The following is an 18,760-nucleotide window of genomic DNA, read 5'->3' as shown; positions in this document are numbered from 1 at the left end:
CGGCTTTGCCCCCTTCGGGTTCTCAACGCGCTGACGCACTCCCCGGTTCCGTGATGACGGGAACCGGCCGCGTGACCCCGGTCACTTTGGCCGGACAAAACGGACACCATCTTTGTGCACGCGTTCACAAAGACATAGCCTGCATTCGACGGGGCGGTCTTGGGACATACGGCCGCCTGCAGCCCCGCTCATCCCGCAGGAGCACCGTGGCAACTGGCCGAACTCACCGACCGGCGACCCGTAGCCGAGGAATTCCCGAGGCCACCGTCGCCCGGCTTCCGCTGTATCTGCGCGCACTCACCGCGCTGTCGGAGCGCTCCGTACCCACGGTCTCCTCCGAGGAGCTCGCGGCCGCCGCGGGCGTCAACTCCGCGAAGCTGCGCAAGGACTTCAGCTACCTCGGCTCGTACGGCACCCGCGGGGTCGGCTACGACGTCGAGTACCTCGTCTACCAGATCTCCCGCGAGCTCGGGCTCACCCAGGACTGGCCGGTCGTCATCGTCGGCATCGGCAACCTCGGCGCCGCGCTCGCCGGCTACGGCGGCTTCGCCTCCCGTGGCTTCCGGGTCGCCGCGCTGATCGACGCCGACCCCGCGATGGCCGGCAAGCCGGTCGCCGGGATCCCGGTCCAGCACAGCGACGACCTGGAGAAGATCATCCACGAGGACGGCGTCTCCATCGGCGTCATCGCGACCCCGGCCGGCGTCGCCCAGCAGGTCTGCGACCGGCTCGTCGCCGCCGGAGTCACCTCCATCCTGAACTTCGCCCCGACCGTGCTCTCGGTGCCCGACGGCGTGGACGTGCGCAAGGTCGACCTCTCCATCGAGCTGCAGATCCTCGCCTTCCACGAGCAGCGCAAGGCCGGCGAGGAAGCAGGCGCCGAGAACGGCCCCGACACGGGCACGGAGACCGCCCCGACCGTCGCGCCGCCCGCCCCGCGCACCGGCAGCGGCCGCAAGGGACCCGACGGGGACGTCCCCGCGGTGATGCCGGCATGAGCCTCCTCGTCGTCGGGCTGAGCCACCGCAGCGCCCCCGTCTCCATCCTGGAGCGCGCCTCGCTGTCGGCGGACACCCAGGCCAAGCTCCTCCAGGACACCCTCGCCGCCGAACCGGCCGCCGAGGGCACCGTCCTGGCCACCTGCAACCGCATCGAGCTCTACGCCGACGTGGACAAGTTCCACGCCGGAGTCGCCGAGCTGTCGACGCTGCTCGCGCAGCACAGCGGCGTCGGCCTGGACGAGCTCACTCCTTATCTCTACGTGCACTACGAGGACCGGGCCGTCCACCACCTCTTCTCGGTGGCCTGCGGCCTCGACTCCATGGTCGTCGGCGAGGGCCAGATCCTCGGCCAGATCAAGGACGCCCTCGCCATCGGCCAGGACCTGCACACCGCGGGACGCCTCCTCAACGACCTGTTCCAGCAGGCCCTGAGGGTCGGCAAGCGCGCCCACAGCGAGACCGGCATCGACCGGGCCGGACAGTCACTCGTCACCTTCGGGCTCGAGCAGCTCGCCGACGGCACCGACGTCGACACCTGGGCCAAGGGCAAGAAGGCCCTCGTCATCGGCGCCGGCTCCATGTCCTCGCTGGCCGCCGCCACGCTCGCGCGGTCCGGCGTCTCCGAGATCGTCGTCGCCAACCGCACCCTGGCCCGCGCCGAGCGGCTCGCCCAGATCCTGAACGAGTCTGGGGGCACCCCCGGAGGCAGCTCTGGGGGAGGCACGGGGGTGGCCGCACGCGCGGTCGAGATGGTTGCCGTCGGCGACGAACTGACACGTGCCGACGTCGTCGTCTCCTGCACCGGCGCCACCGGACTCGTCCTCACCGGCGACGGCATCGAGGCCGCCGTACGGGACCGCAGCACCCCGCTCGCCCTGCTCGACCTTGCCATGCCCCGCGACATCGACGCCGCCGCCCACCGCATCCCCGGTGTCCGGCTCGTCGACATCGAGTCGCTCGCCGAGGCCTCCGCCGACGCGCCCATGGCCGCCGACGTCGACCAGGTGCGGGGCATCGTCTCCGACGAGGTGGCCGCCTTCGGCGCCGCCCAGCGCGCCGCCCACATCACCCCCACCGTCGTCGCCCTGCGCACCATGGCCGCCGACGTGGTGGCCAATGAGGTCGCCCGTCTCGAAGGCCGGCTCCCCGGCCTCGACGACAAGCAGCGCGCCGAGATCACCCAGACCGTGCGCCGGGTGGTCGACAAGCTCCTGCACGCGCCGACCGTGCGGGTCAAGCAGCTGGCGAGCGAGCCCGGCGGCGCCGGGTACGCGGACGCGCTGCGGACACTCTTCGACCTCGACCCGGAGACGGTGGCTTCTGTCAGCCGGGCCGACCTGAATGACGCCGACGTCAAGAACCGAGGGCGAGTATGACCGAGAGGGCACTGAGGCTCGGGACCAGGCGCAGCAAGCTCGCCATGGCCCAGTCCGGGCACGTGGCCGATGCCGTCCGGCAGCTGACCGGCCGGCCCGTCGAGCTCGTGGAGATCACGACGTACGGGGACACCTCCCGGGAGCACCTCGCGCAGATCGGCGGCACCGGCGTCTTCGTCGCCGCCCTGCGCGACGCGCTGCTCGCCGGTGAGGTGGACTTCGCCGTCCACTCCCTGAAGGACCTGCCGACGACCCAGCACCCCGAGCTCGTCCTCGCCGCGATCCCGCGGCGCGAGGACCCGCGCGACGTGCTGATCGCCCGCGAGGGCGTCACGCTCGACACGCTGCCCAAGGGCGCGCGGGTCGGCACCGGTTCGCCGCGGCGGATGGCACAGCTGCACGCCTACGCGCGCAACCACGGCCTGGAACTCACCTGCGTCCCGATCCGGGGCAACATCGACACCCGGGTCGGCTACGTACACAGCGGTGAACTGGACGCGGTGGTTCTCGCCGCGGCCGGCCTCAACCGCATCGGCGGGACGGCGGAGCTCACCGGCTCCCTGTCGCTCGACCACCTGTCGGTCGACTCCGTCCTGCCCGCCCCCGGCCAGGGGGCACTGGCGATCGAGTGTCCGGCGTCCGACGCCGACCTCGTCGCCACGCTCGCCGCGCTCGACGACCCGCACACCCGGGCCGCCGTGACCGCCGAGCGATCCCTGCTCGCCGCCCTCGAGGCAGGCTGCTCCGCACCCGTGGGTGCGCTGGCCGACCTCCAGGCCGACGACCCCGGTCACGGGCAGGTTGTCACCGAGATGCGCCTGCGCGGCGTCGTCGGCACCCTCGACGGCTCGACGCTGGTGCAGCTGTCCACCACCGGACCCGTACCCACCTCGCACGACGAGGCCATGGCGCTCGGACGCGAACTCGCGGACGAAATGCTCGCCAAGGGCGCGGCCGGTCTTATGGGGGAGCGAGCACTTTGAACCCCACCAGCCCGACCACCAGCCCCCTGTCCCCGGCCTTCACCGGCCACGGGCACGTGACGTTCCTCGGCGCAGGCCCGGGCGACCCCGGACTACTGACCCTCAGGGCCGTCGAAGCCCTGGCGGGAGCGGACGTCCTGATCGCCGAGCCGGAAGTGCTCGAGGTCGTTCGCGGCCACGCGCGCGCGGGGGTGAGCACGCCGGAACTGACGGTGGTTGACGAGGCGTCAACAGCCGCCGGTGTCCCCGTGTTGAGGGATGCGGCCAATCTTGTCATGGAGGCCGCGAGGGGCGGCAGGCGGGTCGTCCGTGCGGTGACCGGCGACCCCGGCCTCGACGGGTACGCGGGAGCGGAAATGCTCGCCTGCGCCGCCGAGGGCATCCCCTTCGAGGTCGTCCCCGGAGTCGCCACCGCCGTCGGTGTGCCCGCGTACGCGGGTGTGCCGCTGCGCGACGCGCAGGGTACGGACGTGCGCTTCGTCGACGCCCGCACCGCCGACGAGCGGTGCTGGGCCGAGGTCGGAGCCTCCGACGGCACCGTCGTCGTCTCGACGTCCTTGGACTCGGTCGCCGCGGCGGCCGGTGAGCTGGTGGCGGCAGGCCGTAAGCCGGACACCCCCCTCACCGTGACCATCGCCGGCACCACGACCAGGCAGCGCACCTGGAACGCGACGCTCGGCACCATCGCGCAGGTCTTCAAGCAGGGCAAGGTCCTCCCCTCGCCCGAGGGCCACCGGCCGGTCATAGCCGTGGTCGGCGAGCGCAGCGCCGCGGCGCAGCGGGACCAGCTGTCGTGGTTCGAGTCGAAGCCGCTCTTCGGGTGGCGGGTGCTCGTGCCGCGCACCAAGGAGCAGGCCGCCTCGCTCTCCGACCAGCTGCGTTCGTACGGCGCCGTGCCGCACGAGGTGCCGACGATCGCCGTCGAGCCGCCGCGGACCCCGCAGCAGATGGAGCGGGCGGTCAAGGGGCTCGTCACCGGACGCTACGAGTGGATCGCCTTCACCTCGGTGAACGCGGTCAAGGCCGTGCGCGAGAAGTTCGAGGAGTACGGGCTCGACGCGCGCGCCTTCGCGGGAATCAAGGTCGCCGCGGTCGGCGAGCAGACAGCCGCCGCCCTCGTCGACTTCGGCGTGAAGCCCGACCTCGTGCCGTCGGGCGAGCAGTCCGCGGCGGGCCTCCTCGAGGACTGGCCGCCGTACGACCCGGTCTTCGACCCGATCGACCGCGTCTTCCTGCCGCGGGCCGACATCGCGACCGAGACGCTGGTCGCGGGGCTCATCGAACTCGGGTGGGAGGTCGACGACGTCACCGCCTACCGGACCGTACGCGCGTCGCCGCCGCCGGCGGACACGCGGGAGGCGATCAAGGGCGGCGGGTTCGACGCGGTGCTCTTCACCTCGTCGTCCACCGTGCGGAACCTCGTCGGCATCGCCGGCAAGCCGCACAACGTCACGGTCATCGCCTGCATCGGCCCGGCCACCGCGAAGACCGCGGAGGAGCACGGGCTGCGGGTCGACGTCCTGTCGCCCGAGCCGTCCGTCCACAAGCTCGCCGAGGCGCTGGCGGACTTCGGTCTGCGGCGGCGGGAGGCGGCGCGGGAGGCGGGGGATCCGGTGACGCGGCCCAGTGAGCGGAGGCCGGGGGCGCGGAGGCGTCGTACGACGTAGTCGGTGTGTGTTCGGTGTGTGAGGTGCGGGTCCCTGTGGGGGGCCCGCACCTTTTTCGTGGGCGTCTGTGGGTGTGATTGGGGTGGGGTGGGGGCGGGGGCCGGTTCCTGGCCCGCGCCCGCCGCGTTGTGGGCAGGCGGGGCCGGTTCCTGGCTTGCGCCTGCCCCGTTGTGGGCACTACGGGGCGCCCCCTGGCCCACCCTGTTGTGGGCGCAACGGACGGCCCCCCACCCCGGCCACTCTCGTTGTGGGCGCAACGGAGCCGCCAAACCCTGGCCACCTCGTTGTGGGCGCAACGGACGGTGCCCCACCCCGGCCACCCTCGTTGTGGGCAATCGTTCCGCTGGGGCGGAACGGGTGGGCACAACGGAACGGCGCCCCTTGCCGGGCCTAGGCTTCCGCGCCTGAACCCGCACCGGGTGCGCGGCGAACTATGGGTGCGGGCAGGTGCAGGGGGGCGAGGCGCCGCTGAGGGCGCCGTCCCGTGTGCCCACCCGTCCCGCCCCAGCGGGACGATTGCCCACACGGGGGTGGTGGGCCGGGCGGTGAGCGCGCGGGCGCGGGTGCGCTCGGTGGTGGGCCGGGCGTGGGGGTGGCAGGGGGTTGGGGGTGTCACATCGTGGGTGGGGGTGGGGTGGGTATGCCCACAGGGCGTCGGTAAGGGGAGGGGGTGGGCGGGCGTAGCCTCGGGGGTATGAACTCGTATGGATCGTTTCCGGGGGCGAGGCCGAGGCGGCTGCGCACGACGCCGGCTATGCGGCGGATGGTGGCGGAGACCCGGCTGCAGGCGGCTGATCTGATCCTGCCCGCGTTCGTGCGCGAGGGGATCAACGAGCCGGTGTCGATCCAGGCGATGCCGGGGGTCGTGCAGCACACGCGGGACACGCTGCGGAAGGCCGCGGTGGAGGCGCTGGAGGCCGGCGTCTCGGGGATCATGCTCTTCGGGGTGCCCGAGGACGAGAAGAAGGACGCGGCCGGGACGGCGGGTACGGACCCCGACGGCATCCTGCAGGTCGCGATCCGGGACGTGAAGGCCGAGGTCGGCGACGACCTGGTCATCATGTCCGACCTCTGCCTCGACGAGTACACCGACCACGGGCACTGCGGCGTCCTCGACGCCGACGGGCGCGTCGACAACGACGCCACCCTGGAGCGGTACGCCGAGATGGCCCAGGTCCAGGCCGACGCCGGCGTCCACGTGGTGGGACCCTCCGGGATGATGGACGGCCAGGTCGGGGTCATCCGCGACGCGCTCGACACCATCGGCAAGGAGGACGTGTCGATCCTCGCGTACACCGCGAAGTACTCCTCCGCCTTCTACGGCCCCTTCCGCGAGGCCGTCGGCTCCTCCCTCCAGGGCGACCGCAAGACCTACCAGCAGGACCCCGCCAACGTCCGCGAGTCCCTGCGCGAGCTCGCCCTCGACCTCGAAGAGGGCGCCGACATGGTCATGGTCAAGCCGGCCGGCCCCTACCTCGACATCCTCGCCAAGGTCGCCGAATCGGTCCACGTGCCCGTCGCCGCCTACCAGATCAGCGGCGAGTACGCGATGGTCGAAGCCGCCGCCGAGAAGGGCTGGATCGACCGCGACAAGGCCATCCTGGAGACCCTCACCGGCATCCGACGCGCCGGAGCCCAGATGATCCTCACCTACTGGGCCACCGAGGTCGCCCAGAAGCTGGCCGCCGGGCGCGGTTAGCCGTCGGCAGCCGCTCCAGCCCGGGTGGGGCGGGGGCGGGTACTGCTGGGGTGGGTAGTGCCGGGCTGGATGGCGGCGGGCTGGGTGCGCGAGGCTGGGTGGCGCCCGTACGGGCAGTGCCAGTACGGGCAGTGCCGGGCACGCACGGCCAAGTGGCGTAGTGCCGGGCAGAGGTGCCGCGCGGCGCAGTGCCGAGCCGAGCCCGCCGGGCGGCGCCGATCCGCTGTGCCTGGCCTTGGCCCTGGGCCTGCGCGCGGACCGGGCTCCGGCCCTCGGGCCTGGAACGGGCCGTCGCCTTAGGCCCCGGCTCCCCTCGGCCCGGACCCGGCCCGTCGCTCAGGCCTCTGCCGGAGCCGCCCCGGCTGGTCTGGGGCCCGTGATGAACCCGCGCCCGTGATGACCCCGGGCCGGGGATGAACACGGCTCCGTAGTGAACCGGGACTCGTGGTCAACCCAGGTCCGTGGCTGGCTCGGATCCATGGCGAACCCGGTGAGGTCAGCACGGGCCGGGCCCAGGCGGACCGATGCCGTCCGGCCGCCCGAAACGGGGCCGCCCGCTTGGCACCGCCCTGCTCGCCAGCACTCCGCTCGCCAATACGCCGCTCGGCACCACTCCGCTTAGCCCCGCCCTTCTCGGAAGCTCCCTGCTTTCGGCACCGCCCTGCCCGGAGTCGACCATGCTGCCCGGACCCGGCCCCGAGGGGTGGGTGGGGTTAGTCCCACCAGAAGGTCCAGATGGGGGCGTTGAGGAGGGAGTGGTGGGCGTAGGTGGGGAGGTCGGGGTGGGGGCCTTGGGTGAGGGTGTCGGGGGAGAAGGCGAGGTGTTCGGCGGCGATGGATTGGGCTTGGGGGGTGGTGAGGGGTGGGGCGGCTATGGAGAGGACGAGTCGGTCGGGGGTGAGGGCGATGAGGCGGGCGCCGAAGCGGTCTTCCCAGGAGCGGAGGACGGCGCAGAAGCGGGCGACGTCGTTGTCGTGGTTGAGGGGGCCGGTCCAGCCGATGACGGCGGGGATGTCGGCGCTGCGGCGGGCGGGGACGAGGGCGGGGCGGGCGTCGGCGAACCAGGAGCCGGGTTCCGTGAGGGTTTCGGCGACGGCGGCGGCGGCGCGGTCGGGGTCGGTGTGGAGCGGCAGGGCGGGGGCCGGGCCGGGCCAGCCGTCGGTGAAGGGGGAGACGATCTCGGCGTAGCCGGGCCGGCGGCCGGACGGTTCCTCGACGGTGTGGGTCAGGTGGGGGTCGCGGGCGTCCTCGGGCATCCGGGAGGCCGCGTGGGCGTCCCAGAGGTCGGCGAGGACCTCGTCGGCGTCGTGGTCGGACGGGTCGCTCATGAGCTGCGGCATCAGCTGCCAGTCGTCGAGGCCGCGGTCCCCGCCGAGGAGGACCGGCAGCAGGCCCGCCGTACGGGCCGCGGGGCGCAGTGCGGCCCAGGCGTCGGGTCCCGCCGGGCCGTGTCCCGACCAGAGGTACGGGGAGTCCGCCGGGCCGGTGAGGGCGCCGGGAGGCAGGTCGAGGCCGAGGGAACGGCCGGTCGGGTCGGACGCGAGCCGGGGCAGCTGGTTCGGGATCATCGCCATGTCGAGAAGCTACGGGGCGGCACTGACAACGGGGCCCGGGGCGGAGGCGGCGGGGGCGAGTGGTGGGGGTGCGGGGGACGGCGCACTCTGGAGGGGTAGCCGACAGGTCCCTCGCGGAGGTGGTCCTCATGATGCACACGCTTGTCGGATGGCATGTGGAGATGGAGTTCAAGGAGGAGGGCGACCAGACGCGGGCGGCGGCGATGGTCCGGCTCACGGACGGGACCGAGTTCCGGGCGCGCGGCACCGCCAACCGGCACCCCTCCGACTCGGAGCAGCTGAGGGTGGGCGAGGAGATCGCCGGCGCACGCGCGCTGATGGACCTGGCCTCGCAGCTGCTCCAGAAGGCACACAAGGAGATCGACGAGGCGTCGGGCCGGACTTCGCACAGCCTCCGGTGACGACGAAGCCCCCGGCACGGGACACCGTGCCGGGGGCTTCGCTTCGGTTGATCAGAGGCGCGCCGGGATCAGAGGCGCGCGGTAGATCAGAGCCGCTCGGTTGATCAGAGGCGCTCGGGCGTCCGGATGCCGAGGAGGGCCATGCCCTGGTGGAGCGTGCGGGCGGTCAGGTCGCAGAGGAACAGGCGGTTCTCCGCGACCTCCTTCGCCGGCTCCGGCTTGATGACGGGGCACTGGTCGTAGAACGTCGTGTACAGCGAGGCGAGCTGGTACAGGTACGCGGTGAGCTTGTGCGGCGCGTACTCGGTGGCGGCCTCGGAGACCGTCTCGGCGAACCGGTCGAGGTGCAGGCCGAGCGCGCGCTCCGCCGGGGCCAGCTCCAGCTCGGGGTGGGCGGCGGGGACGCGGTCGCCGGCCTTGCCGAAGATCGACTTGATCCGCGCGTACGCGTACTGGAGGTACACCGACGTGTCGCCGTTCAGCGACACCATCTGGTCCAGGTCGAACTTGTAGTCGCGCGCGGCGGACGTCGACAGGTCGGCGTACTTCACGGCGCCGATGCCGACGAACTGGCCGTTCTCGACGATCTCGGTCTCGGTCAGGCCCACCTTCTCGGCCTTCTCGCGGACGACGGCCGTCGCCCGGTCGACCGCCTCGTCGAGCAGGTCCACCAGCCGGACGGTCTCGCCCTCACGGGTCTTGAACGGCTTGCCGTCCTTGCCGAGGACGGTGCCGAAGGCCAACTGGACGGCCTTGACCTCGTCGTTCAGCCAGCCGGCCCGGCGGGCCGTCTCGAAGACCATCTTGAAGTGCAGGGACTGGCGGGCGTCCACCACGTACAGCAGGGAGGAGGCCTTGAGGTTCTGCACCCGGTCGCGGATCGCGGAGAGGTCCGTCGCCGCGTAGCCGAAACCGCCGTCGGACTTCTGGACGATCAGCGGGGTCGGGTTGCCGTCCGGGCCCTTCACGTCGTCGAAGAAGACGCAGAGCGCGCCCTCGGAGCGGACGGCGACGCCGGACTCCTCGAGGATGCGGCAGGTCTCCGTCAGCATGTCGTTGTAGCCGGACTCGCCGACGACGTCACCGTCGCGGATGTCCATGTCGAGCTTGTCGAAGACCGAGTAGAAGTAGATCTTCGACTCGTCGACGAAGCGCTGCCAGAGCGCGAGCGTCGCCTCGTCGCCGGCCTGGAGGTCGACCACGCGCGCGCGGGCCCGCGTCTTGAACTCCTCGTCGGAGTCGAAGAGGGCACGCGAGGCCTTGTAGAGCCTGTTCAGGTTCGACATGGCCTCTTCGCCGGAGACCTCCGCGCCGTCCTCGGCCTTGTGGTCCAGCTCGTGCGGGTGCTCGATCAGGTACTGGATGAGCATGCCGAACTGGGTGCCCCAGTCGCCGATGTGGTGGCGGCGGACCACCGTCTCGCCCGTGAACTCCAGGATCTCGACCATCGCGGCGCCGATCACGGCGGACCGCAGGTGGCCGACGTGCATCTCCTTCGCCACGTTCGGCTGGGCGTAGTCGATCACCGTGGTGCCGGCCGACTCGTTGAACGGCACGCCGAGACGCGCGTCGGCGGCACGGGCCGCGAGGGTCTCGACGATCGCCGCGTCGGTGACCGTGATGTTCAGGAAGCCGGGGCCGGAGACCTCGATCTCCTTCAGGACGTCGTTCGCCGGGATCGCCTCGACGACCTTCGTCGCCAGCTCGCGCGGGTTGCCCTTGAGCTGCTTGGCCAGCGCCAGGATGCCGTTGGCCTGGAAGTCGGCCCGGTCGCTTCGTCGCAGCAGCGGGTCGGCGGAGGCGGCGTCCGGCAGAGCCGCCGAGAGGCCGTCCGCGAGGCGCTGCTGCACGGTCGAAGCGAGGGAAGGGACCGAGGCCATGAGCTTCCGTTCCTGTTGAGTTCGTCTGGTCTGATTCGCTTGTCAAGTGTCCCATGGGACAGCAACGCGATTTCCCCGCCTGTGGACAACTCTGGAGAGGGCTGTCCTGTGGACAACCTCGGAGACCGCCGTTCCGTCTGGGAGAATGGCTACTCGTAGGGCTGTCAGGCAGAACCCCTCAGGAAGAAGGACGTACGACCGTGGCTCAGAGCAGCACCGAGACCGACTGGGTCTCCCGTTTCGCGGACGAGGTCATCGCCGAGTCGGAGCGACGTGCGCCTGGCAAACCGGTCGTCGTCGCCTCCGGCCTCTCCCCGTCCGGCCCGATCCACCTGGGCAACCTCCGCGAGGTCATGACCCCGCACCTGGTCGCCGACGAGATCCGCCGCCGCGGCCACGAGGTCAGGCACCTGATCTCGTGGGACGACTACGACCGCTTCCGCAAGGTGCCGAACGGCATCGAGGGCATCGACGGGTCCTGGGCCGAGCACATCGGCAAGCCGCTGACCTCCGTCCCGGCCCCGGCCGGCTCGCCCCACCCCAACTGGGCCGAGCACTTCAAGGCCGCCATGGTCGAGTCGCTGGCCGAGCTGGGCGTCGAGTACGACCCGATCAGCCAGACCGAGCAGTACACCGCGGGCACCTACCGCGAGCAGATCCTGCACGCGATGAGGCACCGCGGCGACATCGACGCCATCCTCGACCAGTACCGGACGAAGAAGGCCCCGAAGAAGCAGTCGCAGAAGCCCCTCGACGAGGCCGAGCTGGAGGCCGAGGAGGGCTCCGGCGCGGCGAGCGAGGACGACGGCTCCGGCGGCGCCTCCGGCTACTTCCCGTACAAGCCGTACTGCGGCGAGTGCGAGAAGGACCTGACGACGGTCACCTCGTACGACGACGAGACCACCGAGCTGGCCTACACCTGCACGAACTGCGGCTTCGCCGAGACCGTGAAGCTCAGCGAGTTCAACCGCGGCAAGCTGGTCTGGAAGGTCGACTGGCCCATGCGCTGGGCGTACGAGGGCGTCATCTTCGAGCCCTCCGGCGTCGACCACTCCTCGCCCGGCTCGTCGTTCGTCGTCGGCGGCCAGATCGTCCGCGACATCTTCGACGGCGTGCAGCCCATCGGCCCCATGTACGCCTTCGTCGGCATCAGCGGCATGGCCAAGATGTCGTCCTCGAAGGGCGGCGTGCCCACCGCGGCCGACGCGCTGAAGATCATGGAGCCGCAGCTCCTGCGCTGGCTGTACGCCCGCCGCAAGCCCAACCAGTCGTTCAAGATCGCCTTCGACCAGGAGATCCAGCGGCTCTACGACGAGTGGGACAAGCTGGAGGCCAAGGTCGCCGACGGCAGCGTGCTGCCCGCCGACGCCGCAGCGCACTCCCGCGCCGCCCGCACGGCCGCCGGCGAGCTGCCCCGCACGCCCCGCCCGCTGCCGTACCGCACCCTCGCCTCGGTCATGGACATCACCGCCGGCCACGACGAGCAGACCCTGCGGATCCTGACCGAGCTCGACCCCGAGAACCCGGTCACCACGCTCGACGAGGTCCGGCCGCGTCTCGACCGCGCCGAGAACTGGATCACCAACCAGGTCCCGGCCGACCAGCGCACCATCGTCCGCGAGGAGCCCGACGCCGAACTCCTCGGCTCCCTCGACGACGAGGGCCGCGAGTCCCTCCGACTCCTCCTGGAGGGCCTCGACACCCACTGGTCGCTCGACGGGCTCACCACGCTCGTCTACGGCGTCCCCAAGCTCATGGCCGGACTCGACGCCGAGGCCAAGCCGACGCCCGAGCTCAAGCTCGCCCAGCGCGCCTTCTTCGCCCTGCTCTACAAGCTCCTCGTGAGCCGGGAGACCGGGCCGCGCCTGCCCACCCTGCTCCTCGCCGTGGGCGCGGACCGGGTGCGCAAGCTGCTCGGCGCGTGAGCCCGAGTGCGAGCGTCCGCCGATGACGTGACGTGACGTGACGTGACGTGAACGCGTGAAGAGGGCCGCCCCCGGACTCCGGGAGCGGCCCTCTTCACGTACCCCACGGGTCTACGGGATGTCGACGTCCGCCCGCGCCTGCTGCACCCGCTCCTCCGCCCTCGGAACCGCCTGCCGAAGCAGGTCGATGTCCGACGGCGGGAACTCCTGGAGGCCGTACTGCTCGGCCACCAGCTGCGCCAGCTCGGCCTCGCTCGGGGCCTGGCCGTACTCGATCACGTACGTCTCCAGGACCTTGTAGACGACGTCCTCGAACTCCTCGTCCCGAGGCTCCCGCGGCTGCTCCTCGACGTACTCCGGGTACTCGACGAACGCCTCCGGACCCGGCGGCGGCACGTCCTCCGGCCCCTGCGGCACCGGGACCGGCATGGGCTCCAGACCCTCGACGATCTGCGGGTTGTACGTGCCCTCGTACGTCTCGCGGGTGACCTGCTGCGTGTCGAACCACGGGCTGTCGTGGTTCACCGGCACCGGCTCTCCCTCCACGGGCGGCAGCCCGGGGTGCGGAACACCGGGGTGCGGGACCCCGGGGTGCGGCAGCTGCTGCGGCACGGCGGCCTGCGGCACCGTCGCCACCGGCTGGGCCGGGGAAGGCAGCTCGGCCTGGGCCAGAGCCACCGGCTGGGGCTGCGGCGGCAGCACCGCGGGTTCGATGCCCGCCGCCGCGAGGCCCGCGGCGGCGGTTTCGGCCAGCGGGACACCGTAGCGGGCCAGACGCAGGGGCATGAGGGCCTCGACCGGGGCCTTGCGACGCCAACCGCGGCCGTAGCGGGCCTGGAGGCGGGCCTGGTAGATCAGCCGCTCCTGCTCCAGCTTGATCACCTGCTCGTACGAGCGGAGCTCCCAGAGCTTCATGCGGCGCCACAGCCGGAAGGTCGGCACCGGCGACAGCAGCCAGCGGGTGATGCGCACACCCTCCATGTGCTTGTCGGCCGTGATGTCCGCGATCCGGCCCACCGCGTGCCGGGCGGCCTCGACCGCCACGACGAACAGGACCGGGATCACCGCGTGCATGCCGACGCCCAGCGGGTCCGGCCAGGCGGCCGCCCCGTTGAAGGCGATCGTCGCCGCCGTCAGCACCCAGGCCGTCTGACGCAGCAGCGGGAACGGGATCCGCAGCCAGGTCAGCAGCAGGTCGAGAGCGAGCAGCACACAGATGCCCGCGTCGATGCCGATGGGGAAGAAGTACGAGAAGGTGCCGAAGCCCTTCTGCAGGGCGAGCTCACGCACGGCGGCGTACGAGCCCGCGAAACCGATTCCCGCGATGATCAGCGCACCGGCGATGACGAGGCCGATGAGTATTCGGTGTGTGCGTGTCAGCTGCATCGCGGCCACCCGCGATCCCCTCCCGTCAAACGACATCCGGCGCGCACAGAGTGGCACATGCGCGCGAAACCCGGCCCCCGGGGGAGGGACGGGCTCCGCTTCAATGTGCCGATATGCGCTGGTCTGTGACTACTTGTTCGCCGCCGCGACAGCCGCCACGGCCTCCTTGGCCGCCTTCACGGCACCGTCCATGACGGCCTTGTCCGTGGGAGCGGCGGCACCCGCGTAACCGGCACCGTTGTACGAGAGGAGGACCAGCACGTTGCCCGTGCGGGCCACGATCGAGGCGTAGACGAAGTCCTCGTCCGTCTTGCGCAGCTGGTAGGCGACGGCCTGCGCCTCGTCGCCGATGCCGGCGGCCGTCGTGGTGCGGAGCTTCTTGGCGCCGGGGGTCTCCTGGACCTTCGCGACCTCCTTCGCCAGGTTCTCCTGTGCGCGCTCCTGGCCGCTGCCGAGCGAGGCGTCCGACTCGTAGCGGTAGAAGGACACGTCGAGCCAGCGGTAGTGCGAACCCTTCACGCCCTTGTCGTCCAGGCCGTTCCAGGAGCAGCCGCCGCGGCTGGCCAGGTCGCTGGACGCGGCCGGCGTGCCGTTCTTGGTCTTGGCCTTGGGGACCAGGGACGCCGTCGTCTTCGCGGACACCGACTTGCAGACGTCGGGCAGCTTCGCGAACTTCGCGGGCTCGACCGTCTTCGTCGACTGCTTCGGCGACGGGGTCGCGGACGAGGAGGCGGACGTCGTGCCCTGCCCCGTGCCCTTGCCGGAGTCACCGGAGTCGGAGGAGCAGCCGGCGGCCACGAGCATCACCGGGACGGCGGCGCAGGCGAGTATGCGGGAGAGTCGCGGAGCTGATCGCTGCATGGTTCCTTCAGTCGCTTGTCGTACGGTCCGGCCGACGGTCCGGTGGGGTCGGCCATGGCCGTGGCCATGGCGGACGGTCACGGGTACGCCGACACGTTACGTGGTCGCCGACCGCTCACGGGGTGGAGCCGGACGGCTACTCCTCCAGGCGCTCGGCGAGCAGCCGGGCCAGATTCCGGGCCTTTTCCTGCAGTTCCTTGCTGTCGGGGGCCTCGGTGGAACCGGTCGTCTGCTCCCGGTAGGAGACGGTCACGATGACGTTGGATGTGCGGAAGACCACGCTGACGACACGCTGATGGCCGTTCGCGCCGACCTTGCCGAGGACGTCGTCGAGGTACGCGATGTCGCCGAGGTCGTCGAGGAGGCGCGGTTCCAGGCCGGTGGAGGCGGACGTCGGCGTGGGGTCCGCGGAGCCGGCGCCGGACGGGGTGGCGCCGGTCGCAGGCGCCTTGGTCGCCGGGGGCTTGCCCGAGGTGGTGAGCGGGGCTCCGGTCTTCGCCGTGGCCGACGTGGCCGACGTGGTCGCGGTGGCCGACGGGGTCGACGTGGTCGCGGTGGCCGTCGGTGTCGGCGTCGGGGTCGTGGCGGTCGGCGACGGGGGAGCGGTCGGGGCCAGCGGGATGCCCGCTTCGAGCTGCTTGGCGGTGAAGACGGACTGCGCGCGGTCGGCGTCGCTGACGCCGGTGTCGTACGAGACGACCCGCTCGATGTCGAGCGTCAGCCGGTGCGAGGTGTCCGGGCCGTCGGCCCGCCAGGTGCAGCCGACGCGCCGGTCGGTGTCGTACGTGACGGCGGCGGTGCCGCGGTACGCCTTGTCGCGCTCGTTGTCGGGCAGCGAGGCGGCGCCGGGCAGCAGGTCCTTGAGGGTGGCCTGGGGGACGGAGCCGCAGGGCTCGAAGAGGGTGCGGTAGCGACCGGGGGGCGCGACGGGAGCGGCGGGGCCGGCCTTGGCGTCGACCGTGATGTCGTCGGCGGGCGCGCCGGCCGAGCACCCCGTGAGGCCGAGCCCGAGGCCCAGCCCGAGGACGCTGGCGAGGGCGACGGCGGTACGGGCCGTGGACCCGCTGCGAGCCGTGGACCCGCTGCGAGCCGTGGACCCGGTGCGACCGGGGGCGTACCTCTTTCGCTGCACGGTCCCAGGCTCCCTTCTCCCGAAGTCTTTCCCGAAAACTGTTTGCCGCGCGAACCCGGCCGGTGGACACAATGTCTATCGCACACGCAGCTGTTGATGCCGGTCCGCTGTCACCTGTACGGGCTTTGGCTCCGGTTTTTGCGTTATCAGACTTTTCGGGGGAATCGAGGAAGTATGTCGTACGTAGAGGTGCCCGGCGCGAACGTACCGATCCGCATGTGGGCCGATCCTTCCACGGTCGAAGGCGGCGCCATGCAGCAGCTGCGCAACGTGGCCACGCTCCCCTGGATCAAGGGCCTCGCCGTCATGCCGGACGTCCACTACGGCAAGGGCGCGACGGTCGGCTCCGTCATCGCGATGCAGGGCGCGGTCTGTCCGGCGGCGGTCGGTGTGGACATCGGCTGCGGCATGTCGGCGGTCAAGACGTCCCTCACGGCGAACGACCTGCCGGGCGACCTCTCCCGACTCCGCTCCAAGATCGAGCAGGCCATCCCCGTCGGGCGCGGGATGCACCGCACGGAGGTGGACCCCAAGCGGCTGTTCCAGTTCCCGACGTCGGGCTGGGACGACTTCTGGTCGCGGTTCGACGGGGTCGCGGACGCGGTGAAGTTCCGTCATGAACGGGCGCGACAGCAGATGGGAACGCTCGGAAGCGGAAACCACTTCGTGGAGCTCTGTATCGACACGTCGGGTGCGGTCTGGCTCATGCTGCACTCGGGGTCGCGGAACATCGGCAAGGAGCTGGCCGAGTACCACATCGGCGAAGCGCGGAAGCTCCCGCACAACCAGGGCCTCGTCGACCGTGACCTGGCGGTCTTCGTCGCGGACACCCCGCAGATGGCGGCCTACCGGCACGATCTCTTCTGGGCGCAGGAGTACGCGAAGTACAACCGCGCGATCATGATGGCGCTCTTCCAGGAGGTCGTTCGCCGGGAGTTCCGCAAGGCGCGGGTGACCTTCGACCCGGTGATCTCCTGCCACCACAACTACGTGGCGGAAGAGCGGTACGAGGGCATGGACATGCTGGTCACCCGTAAGGGCGCGATCCGGGCCGGCTCCGGGGAGTTCGGGATCATCCCGGGCTCGATGGGCACGGGCTCGTACATCGTGAAGGGCCTGGGCAACGCGGCGTCCTTCAACTCCGCCTCGCACGGCGCCGGCCGGAAGATGAGCCGGAGCGAGGCCAAGCGGCGCTTCTCGACGCGGGACCTGGAGGAGCAGACACGTGGCGTGGAGTGCCGCAAGGACTCCGGTGTCGTGGACGAGATCCCGGGCGCCTACAAGCCGATCGAGAAGGTCATCGACCAGCAGCGCGACCTGGTGGAGGTCGTCGCGAAGCTGAAGCAGGTCATCTGTGTGAAGGGCTGAATTCGGGAACGACCCGGAACGGAACGGGGTGTCACTTCGGTGGCACCCCGTTTTCCGTGCGGTGGGCGGGTGGTCTCACCCGGACGCGTCAGAGTTCGCGGTGGATCTTGGTGTTGGAGGCCTGGGCGCGGGGGCGGACGACGAGGAGGTCGATGTTGACGTGTGGGGGGCGGGTGCAGGCCCAGGTGATGGTGTCGGCTACGTCGTCGGCGGTGAGGGGGGCGGAGACGCCGGCGTAGACCTTGGCGGCTTTGTCGGTGTCGCCGCGGAAGCGGGTGGTGGCGAACTCGTCGGTCTTGACCATGCCGGGGGCGATCTCGATGACGCGGACGGGGGTGCCGACGATTTCGAGGCGGAGGGTCTCGGCGAGGACGCGGGCGCCGTTCTTGGCGGCGACGTAGCCGGCGCCGCCCTCGTAGGTGGAGTGGCCGGCGGTGGAGGAGAGGACGACGACGGTGCCGTCGCCGCCGGCGGTGAGGGCGGGGAGGAGGGCCTGGGTGACGTTGAGGGTGCCGATGACGTTGACCTCGTACATCTGACGCCAGTCGGCGGGGTCGCCGGTGGCGACGGGGTCGGCGCCGAGGGCGCCGCCGGCGTTGTTGACGAGGACGGCGAGGGTGCGGAAGGCGCCGGCGAACTCGTCGACGGCGGCGCGGTCGGTGACGTCGAGGGCGTACGCGGTGGCCTGGTGGCCGGCCTCGTTGATCTCGGCGGCGAGGGCCTCGATGCGGTCCTTGCGGCGGGCGGTGAGGACCACGCGGTAGCCGGCGGCGGCCAGCTGCCTGGCGGTGGCGGCGCCGATTCCGCTGCTTGCTCCGGTGATGACGGCGATGGGGGTACCGGGGCCGGTCATGACGTGCTCCTCGCGCAGGTGGTCGATTACGTCGATCGCCCGGTCAGGATAGGTGGGGCCGGGGTGCGGGGGGCTCGCGGGGCGTCTGGGGTGGGGGTCGGGTGCCCGGGACACGCGGGCTGATGGGTTGTCAGAAGATGTGATGGTAGGTGGGTATTTTGGGCCTATGCGTGGATTGCGAAAGGGTGTGCTCGGGGTCGCTCTCGCGGCCGCGGTGGTGATGGGCGCGGGGGCGAGTGCCGGCGCCGTGGGGCAGGAGGCCGGGCCCGAGGCGGATCTGTCCCATCACGGTCATGTCTCCCTCTGGGACGGGAGGCTCGGTGTGTGGCTGGTCAGTGAGAACCACGGGCCCTCGGATCTCTCCCAGGCGACGGTCAGGCTCGCGTTCTCCGAGCCGATGGCGGGTGGCCAGGAGCTGCCGCCTGTCTGTCTGTGGAGCAGCGACCGGGTGGTGTCGTGCCGGACCGGCGAGCTGCGGGCCGTGGGGGGCGTCGGGGAGCTGGCGCTGGATCTGCGGACCGCGGGGATGCCGGACGAGCTGACGGTGGAGATCACCACGGCCTGGCGGGACGGGGTGGCCGACCGGAACCCGAGGAACGACCGGCACCGGGTTCTGGTGCTCGCCACCGGGGACCCGTACGTCTTCTGACGTCG

The 18,760-nt window shown here is 71.5% G+C and carries 15 protein-coding genes; 9 read left to right on the top strand and 6 right to left on the bottom strand.

The window, feature by feature from the left end:
• Positions 1–206 precede the first annotated feature (206 nt).
• The 5 genes from MRBLMG1_RS15655 (at position 207) to hemB (ending at position 6,726) form a co-directional block, all read left to right on the top strand.
• Positions 207–998: a redox-sensing transcriptional repressor Rex gene (locus MRBLMG1_RS15655; protein ID WP_367824610.1), complete on the top strand. Its 792-nt coding sequence runs from the start codon at positions 207–209 to the stop codon at positions 996–998.
• On the top strand, positions 995–2,377 hold the full coding sequence (locus MRBLMG1_RS15650) for a glutamyl-tRNA reductase (RefSeq protein WP_367824609.1): 1,383 nt from the start codon (positions 995–997) through the stop codon (positions 2,375–2,377). Before MRBLMG1_RS15655 ends, MRBLMG1_RS15650 begins: the two co-directional genes overlap by 4 nt.
• The gene (gene hemC / locus MRBLMG1_RS15645) at positions 2,374–3,360 is read left to right on the top strand and encodes a hydroxymethylbilane synthase (RefSeq protein ID WP_367824608.1); all 987 of its coding nucleotides are present in this window, start codon (positions 2,374–2,376) and stop codon (positions 3,358–3,360) included. Before MRBLMG1_RS15650 ends, hemC begins: the two co-directional genes overlap by 4 nt.
• Positions 3,357–5,027 carry a uroporphyrinogen-III synthase gene (locus tag MRBLMG1_RS15640; RefSeq protein WP_367824607.1) on the top strand — a complete coding sequence of 557 codons (1,671 nt, stop codon included), beginning with the start codon at positions 3,357–3,359 and terminating at the stop codon, positions 5,025–5,027. The genes hemC and MRBLMG1_RS15640 overlap by 4 nt, the downstream gene beginning before the upstream one ends.
• Positions 5,028–5,721: 694 nt before the next feature.
• On the top strand, positions 5,722–6,726 hold the full coding sequence (hemB, locus tag MRBLMG1_RS15635; RefSeq protein WP_367824606.1) for a porphobilinogen synthase: 1,005 nt from the start codon (positions 5,722–5,724) through the stop codon (positions 6,724–6,726).
• 713 nt (positions 6,727–7,439) lie between these two features.
• Here hemB and MRBLMG1_RS15630 read toward each other — a convergent pair.
• Complete coding sequence (locus tag MRBLMG1_RS15630; protein WP_367824605.1) at positions 7,440–8,300, bottom strand: DUF4253 domain-containing protein; 861 nt, start codon at positions 8,298–8,300, stop codon at positions 7,440–7,442.
• 131 nt (positions 8,301–8,431) lie between these two features.
• Between MRBLMG1_RS15630 and MRBLMG1_RS15625 the strand changes: the two genes are divergently transcribed.
• Positions 8,432–8,701 (top strand): DUF1876 domain-containing protein, encoded by a 270-nt coding sequence (locus MRBLMG1_RS15625; RefSeq protein WP_367824628.1) that lies wholly within the window; start codon positions 8,432–8,434, stop codon positions 8,699–8,701.
• Between the two features lie 104 nt (positions 8,702–8,805).
• On the opposite strand, the gene argS is transcribed toward MRBLMG1_RS15625, so the two are convergent.
• Positions 8,806–10,581 carry an arginine--tRNA ligase gene (argS, locus tag MRBLMG1_RS15620; RefSeq protein WP_367824604.1) on the bottom strand — a complete coding sequence of 592 codons (1,776 nt, stop codon included), beginning with the start codon at positions 10,579–10,581 and terminating at the stop codon, positions 8,806–8,808.
• Between the two features lie 200 nt (positions 10,582–10,781).
• Between argS and lysS the strand changes: the two genes are divergently transcribed.
• Positions 10,782–12,506, top strand: coding sequence for a lysine--tRNA ligase (gene lysS, locus MRBLMG1_RS15615; RefSeq protein WP_367824603.1), 1,725 nt, complete (start codon positions 10,782–10,784; stop codon positions 12,504–12,506).
• Positions 12,507–12,617: 111 nt separating this feature from the next.
• On the opposite strand, the gene MRBLMG1_RS15610 is transcribed toward lysS, so the two are convergent.
• The 3 genes from MRBLMG1_RS15610 to MRBLMG1_RS15600 form a co-directional block, all read right to left on the bottom strand.
• Positions 12,618–13,901: a DUF2637 domain-containing protein gene (locus MRBLMG1_RS15610; protein ID WP_367824602.1), complete on the bottom strand. Its 1,284-nt coding sequence runs from the start codon at positions 13,899–13,901 to the stop codon at positions 12,618–12,620.
• Between the two features lie 120 nt (positions 13,902–14,021).
• Entirely contained in the window at positions 14,022–14,753 is a 732-nt protein-coding gene (locus MRBLMG1_RS15605; RefSeq protein WP_367824601.1) for a DUF3558 domain-containing protein, read from the bottom strand.
• Positions 14,754–14,889: 136 nt separating this feature from the next.
• Complete coding sequence (locus MRBLMG1_RS15600; protein ID WP_414721587.1) at positions 14,890–15,885, bottom strand: DUF3558 domain-containing protein; 996 nt, start codon at positions 15,883–15,885, stop codon at positions 14,890–14,892.
• 174 nt (positions 15,886–16,059) lie between these two features.
• Between MRBLMG1_RS15600 and MRBLMG1_RS15595 the strand changes: the two genes are divergently transcribed.
• On the top strand, positions 16,060–17,253 hold the full coding sequence (locus MRBLMG1_RS15595; protein ID WP_367824600.1) for an RtcB family protein: 1,194 nt from the start codon (positions 16,060–16,062) through the stop codon (positions 17,251–17,253).
• An 88-nt stretch (positions 17,254–17,341) separates the two neighbouring features.
• On the opposite strand, the gene MRBLMG1_RS15590 is transcribed toward MRBLMG1_RS15595, so the two are convergent.
• Complete coding sequence (locus tag MRBLMG1_RS15590) at positions 17,342–18,106, bottom strand: SDR family NAD(P)-dependent oxidoreductase (RefSeq protein ID WP_367824599.1); 765 nt, start codon at positions 18,104–18,106, stop codon at positions 17,342–17,344.
• A 166-nt stretch (positions 18,107–18,272) separates the two neighbouring features.
• On the opposite strand from MRBLMG1_RS15590, the gene MRBLMG1_RS15585 reads away from it, so the two are divergent.
• A complete protein-coding gene (locus MRBLMG1_RS15585; protein WP_367824598.1) occupies positions 18,273–18,755 on the top strand; it encodes a hypothetical protein in 483 nt (160 codons plus the stop codon).
• The last annotated feature ends 5 nt before the right edge of the window (positions 18,756–18,760 follow it).

Origin of the sequence: Streptomyces sp. LMG1-1-1.1, assembly GCF_040815545.1 — a bacterium.
Taxonomy (GTDB): Bacteria; Actinomycetota; Actinomycetes; order Streptomycetales; family Streptomycetaceae; genus Streptomyces.
This window is presented reverse-complemented; position numbering and strand designations above follow the sequence as displayed.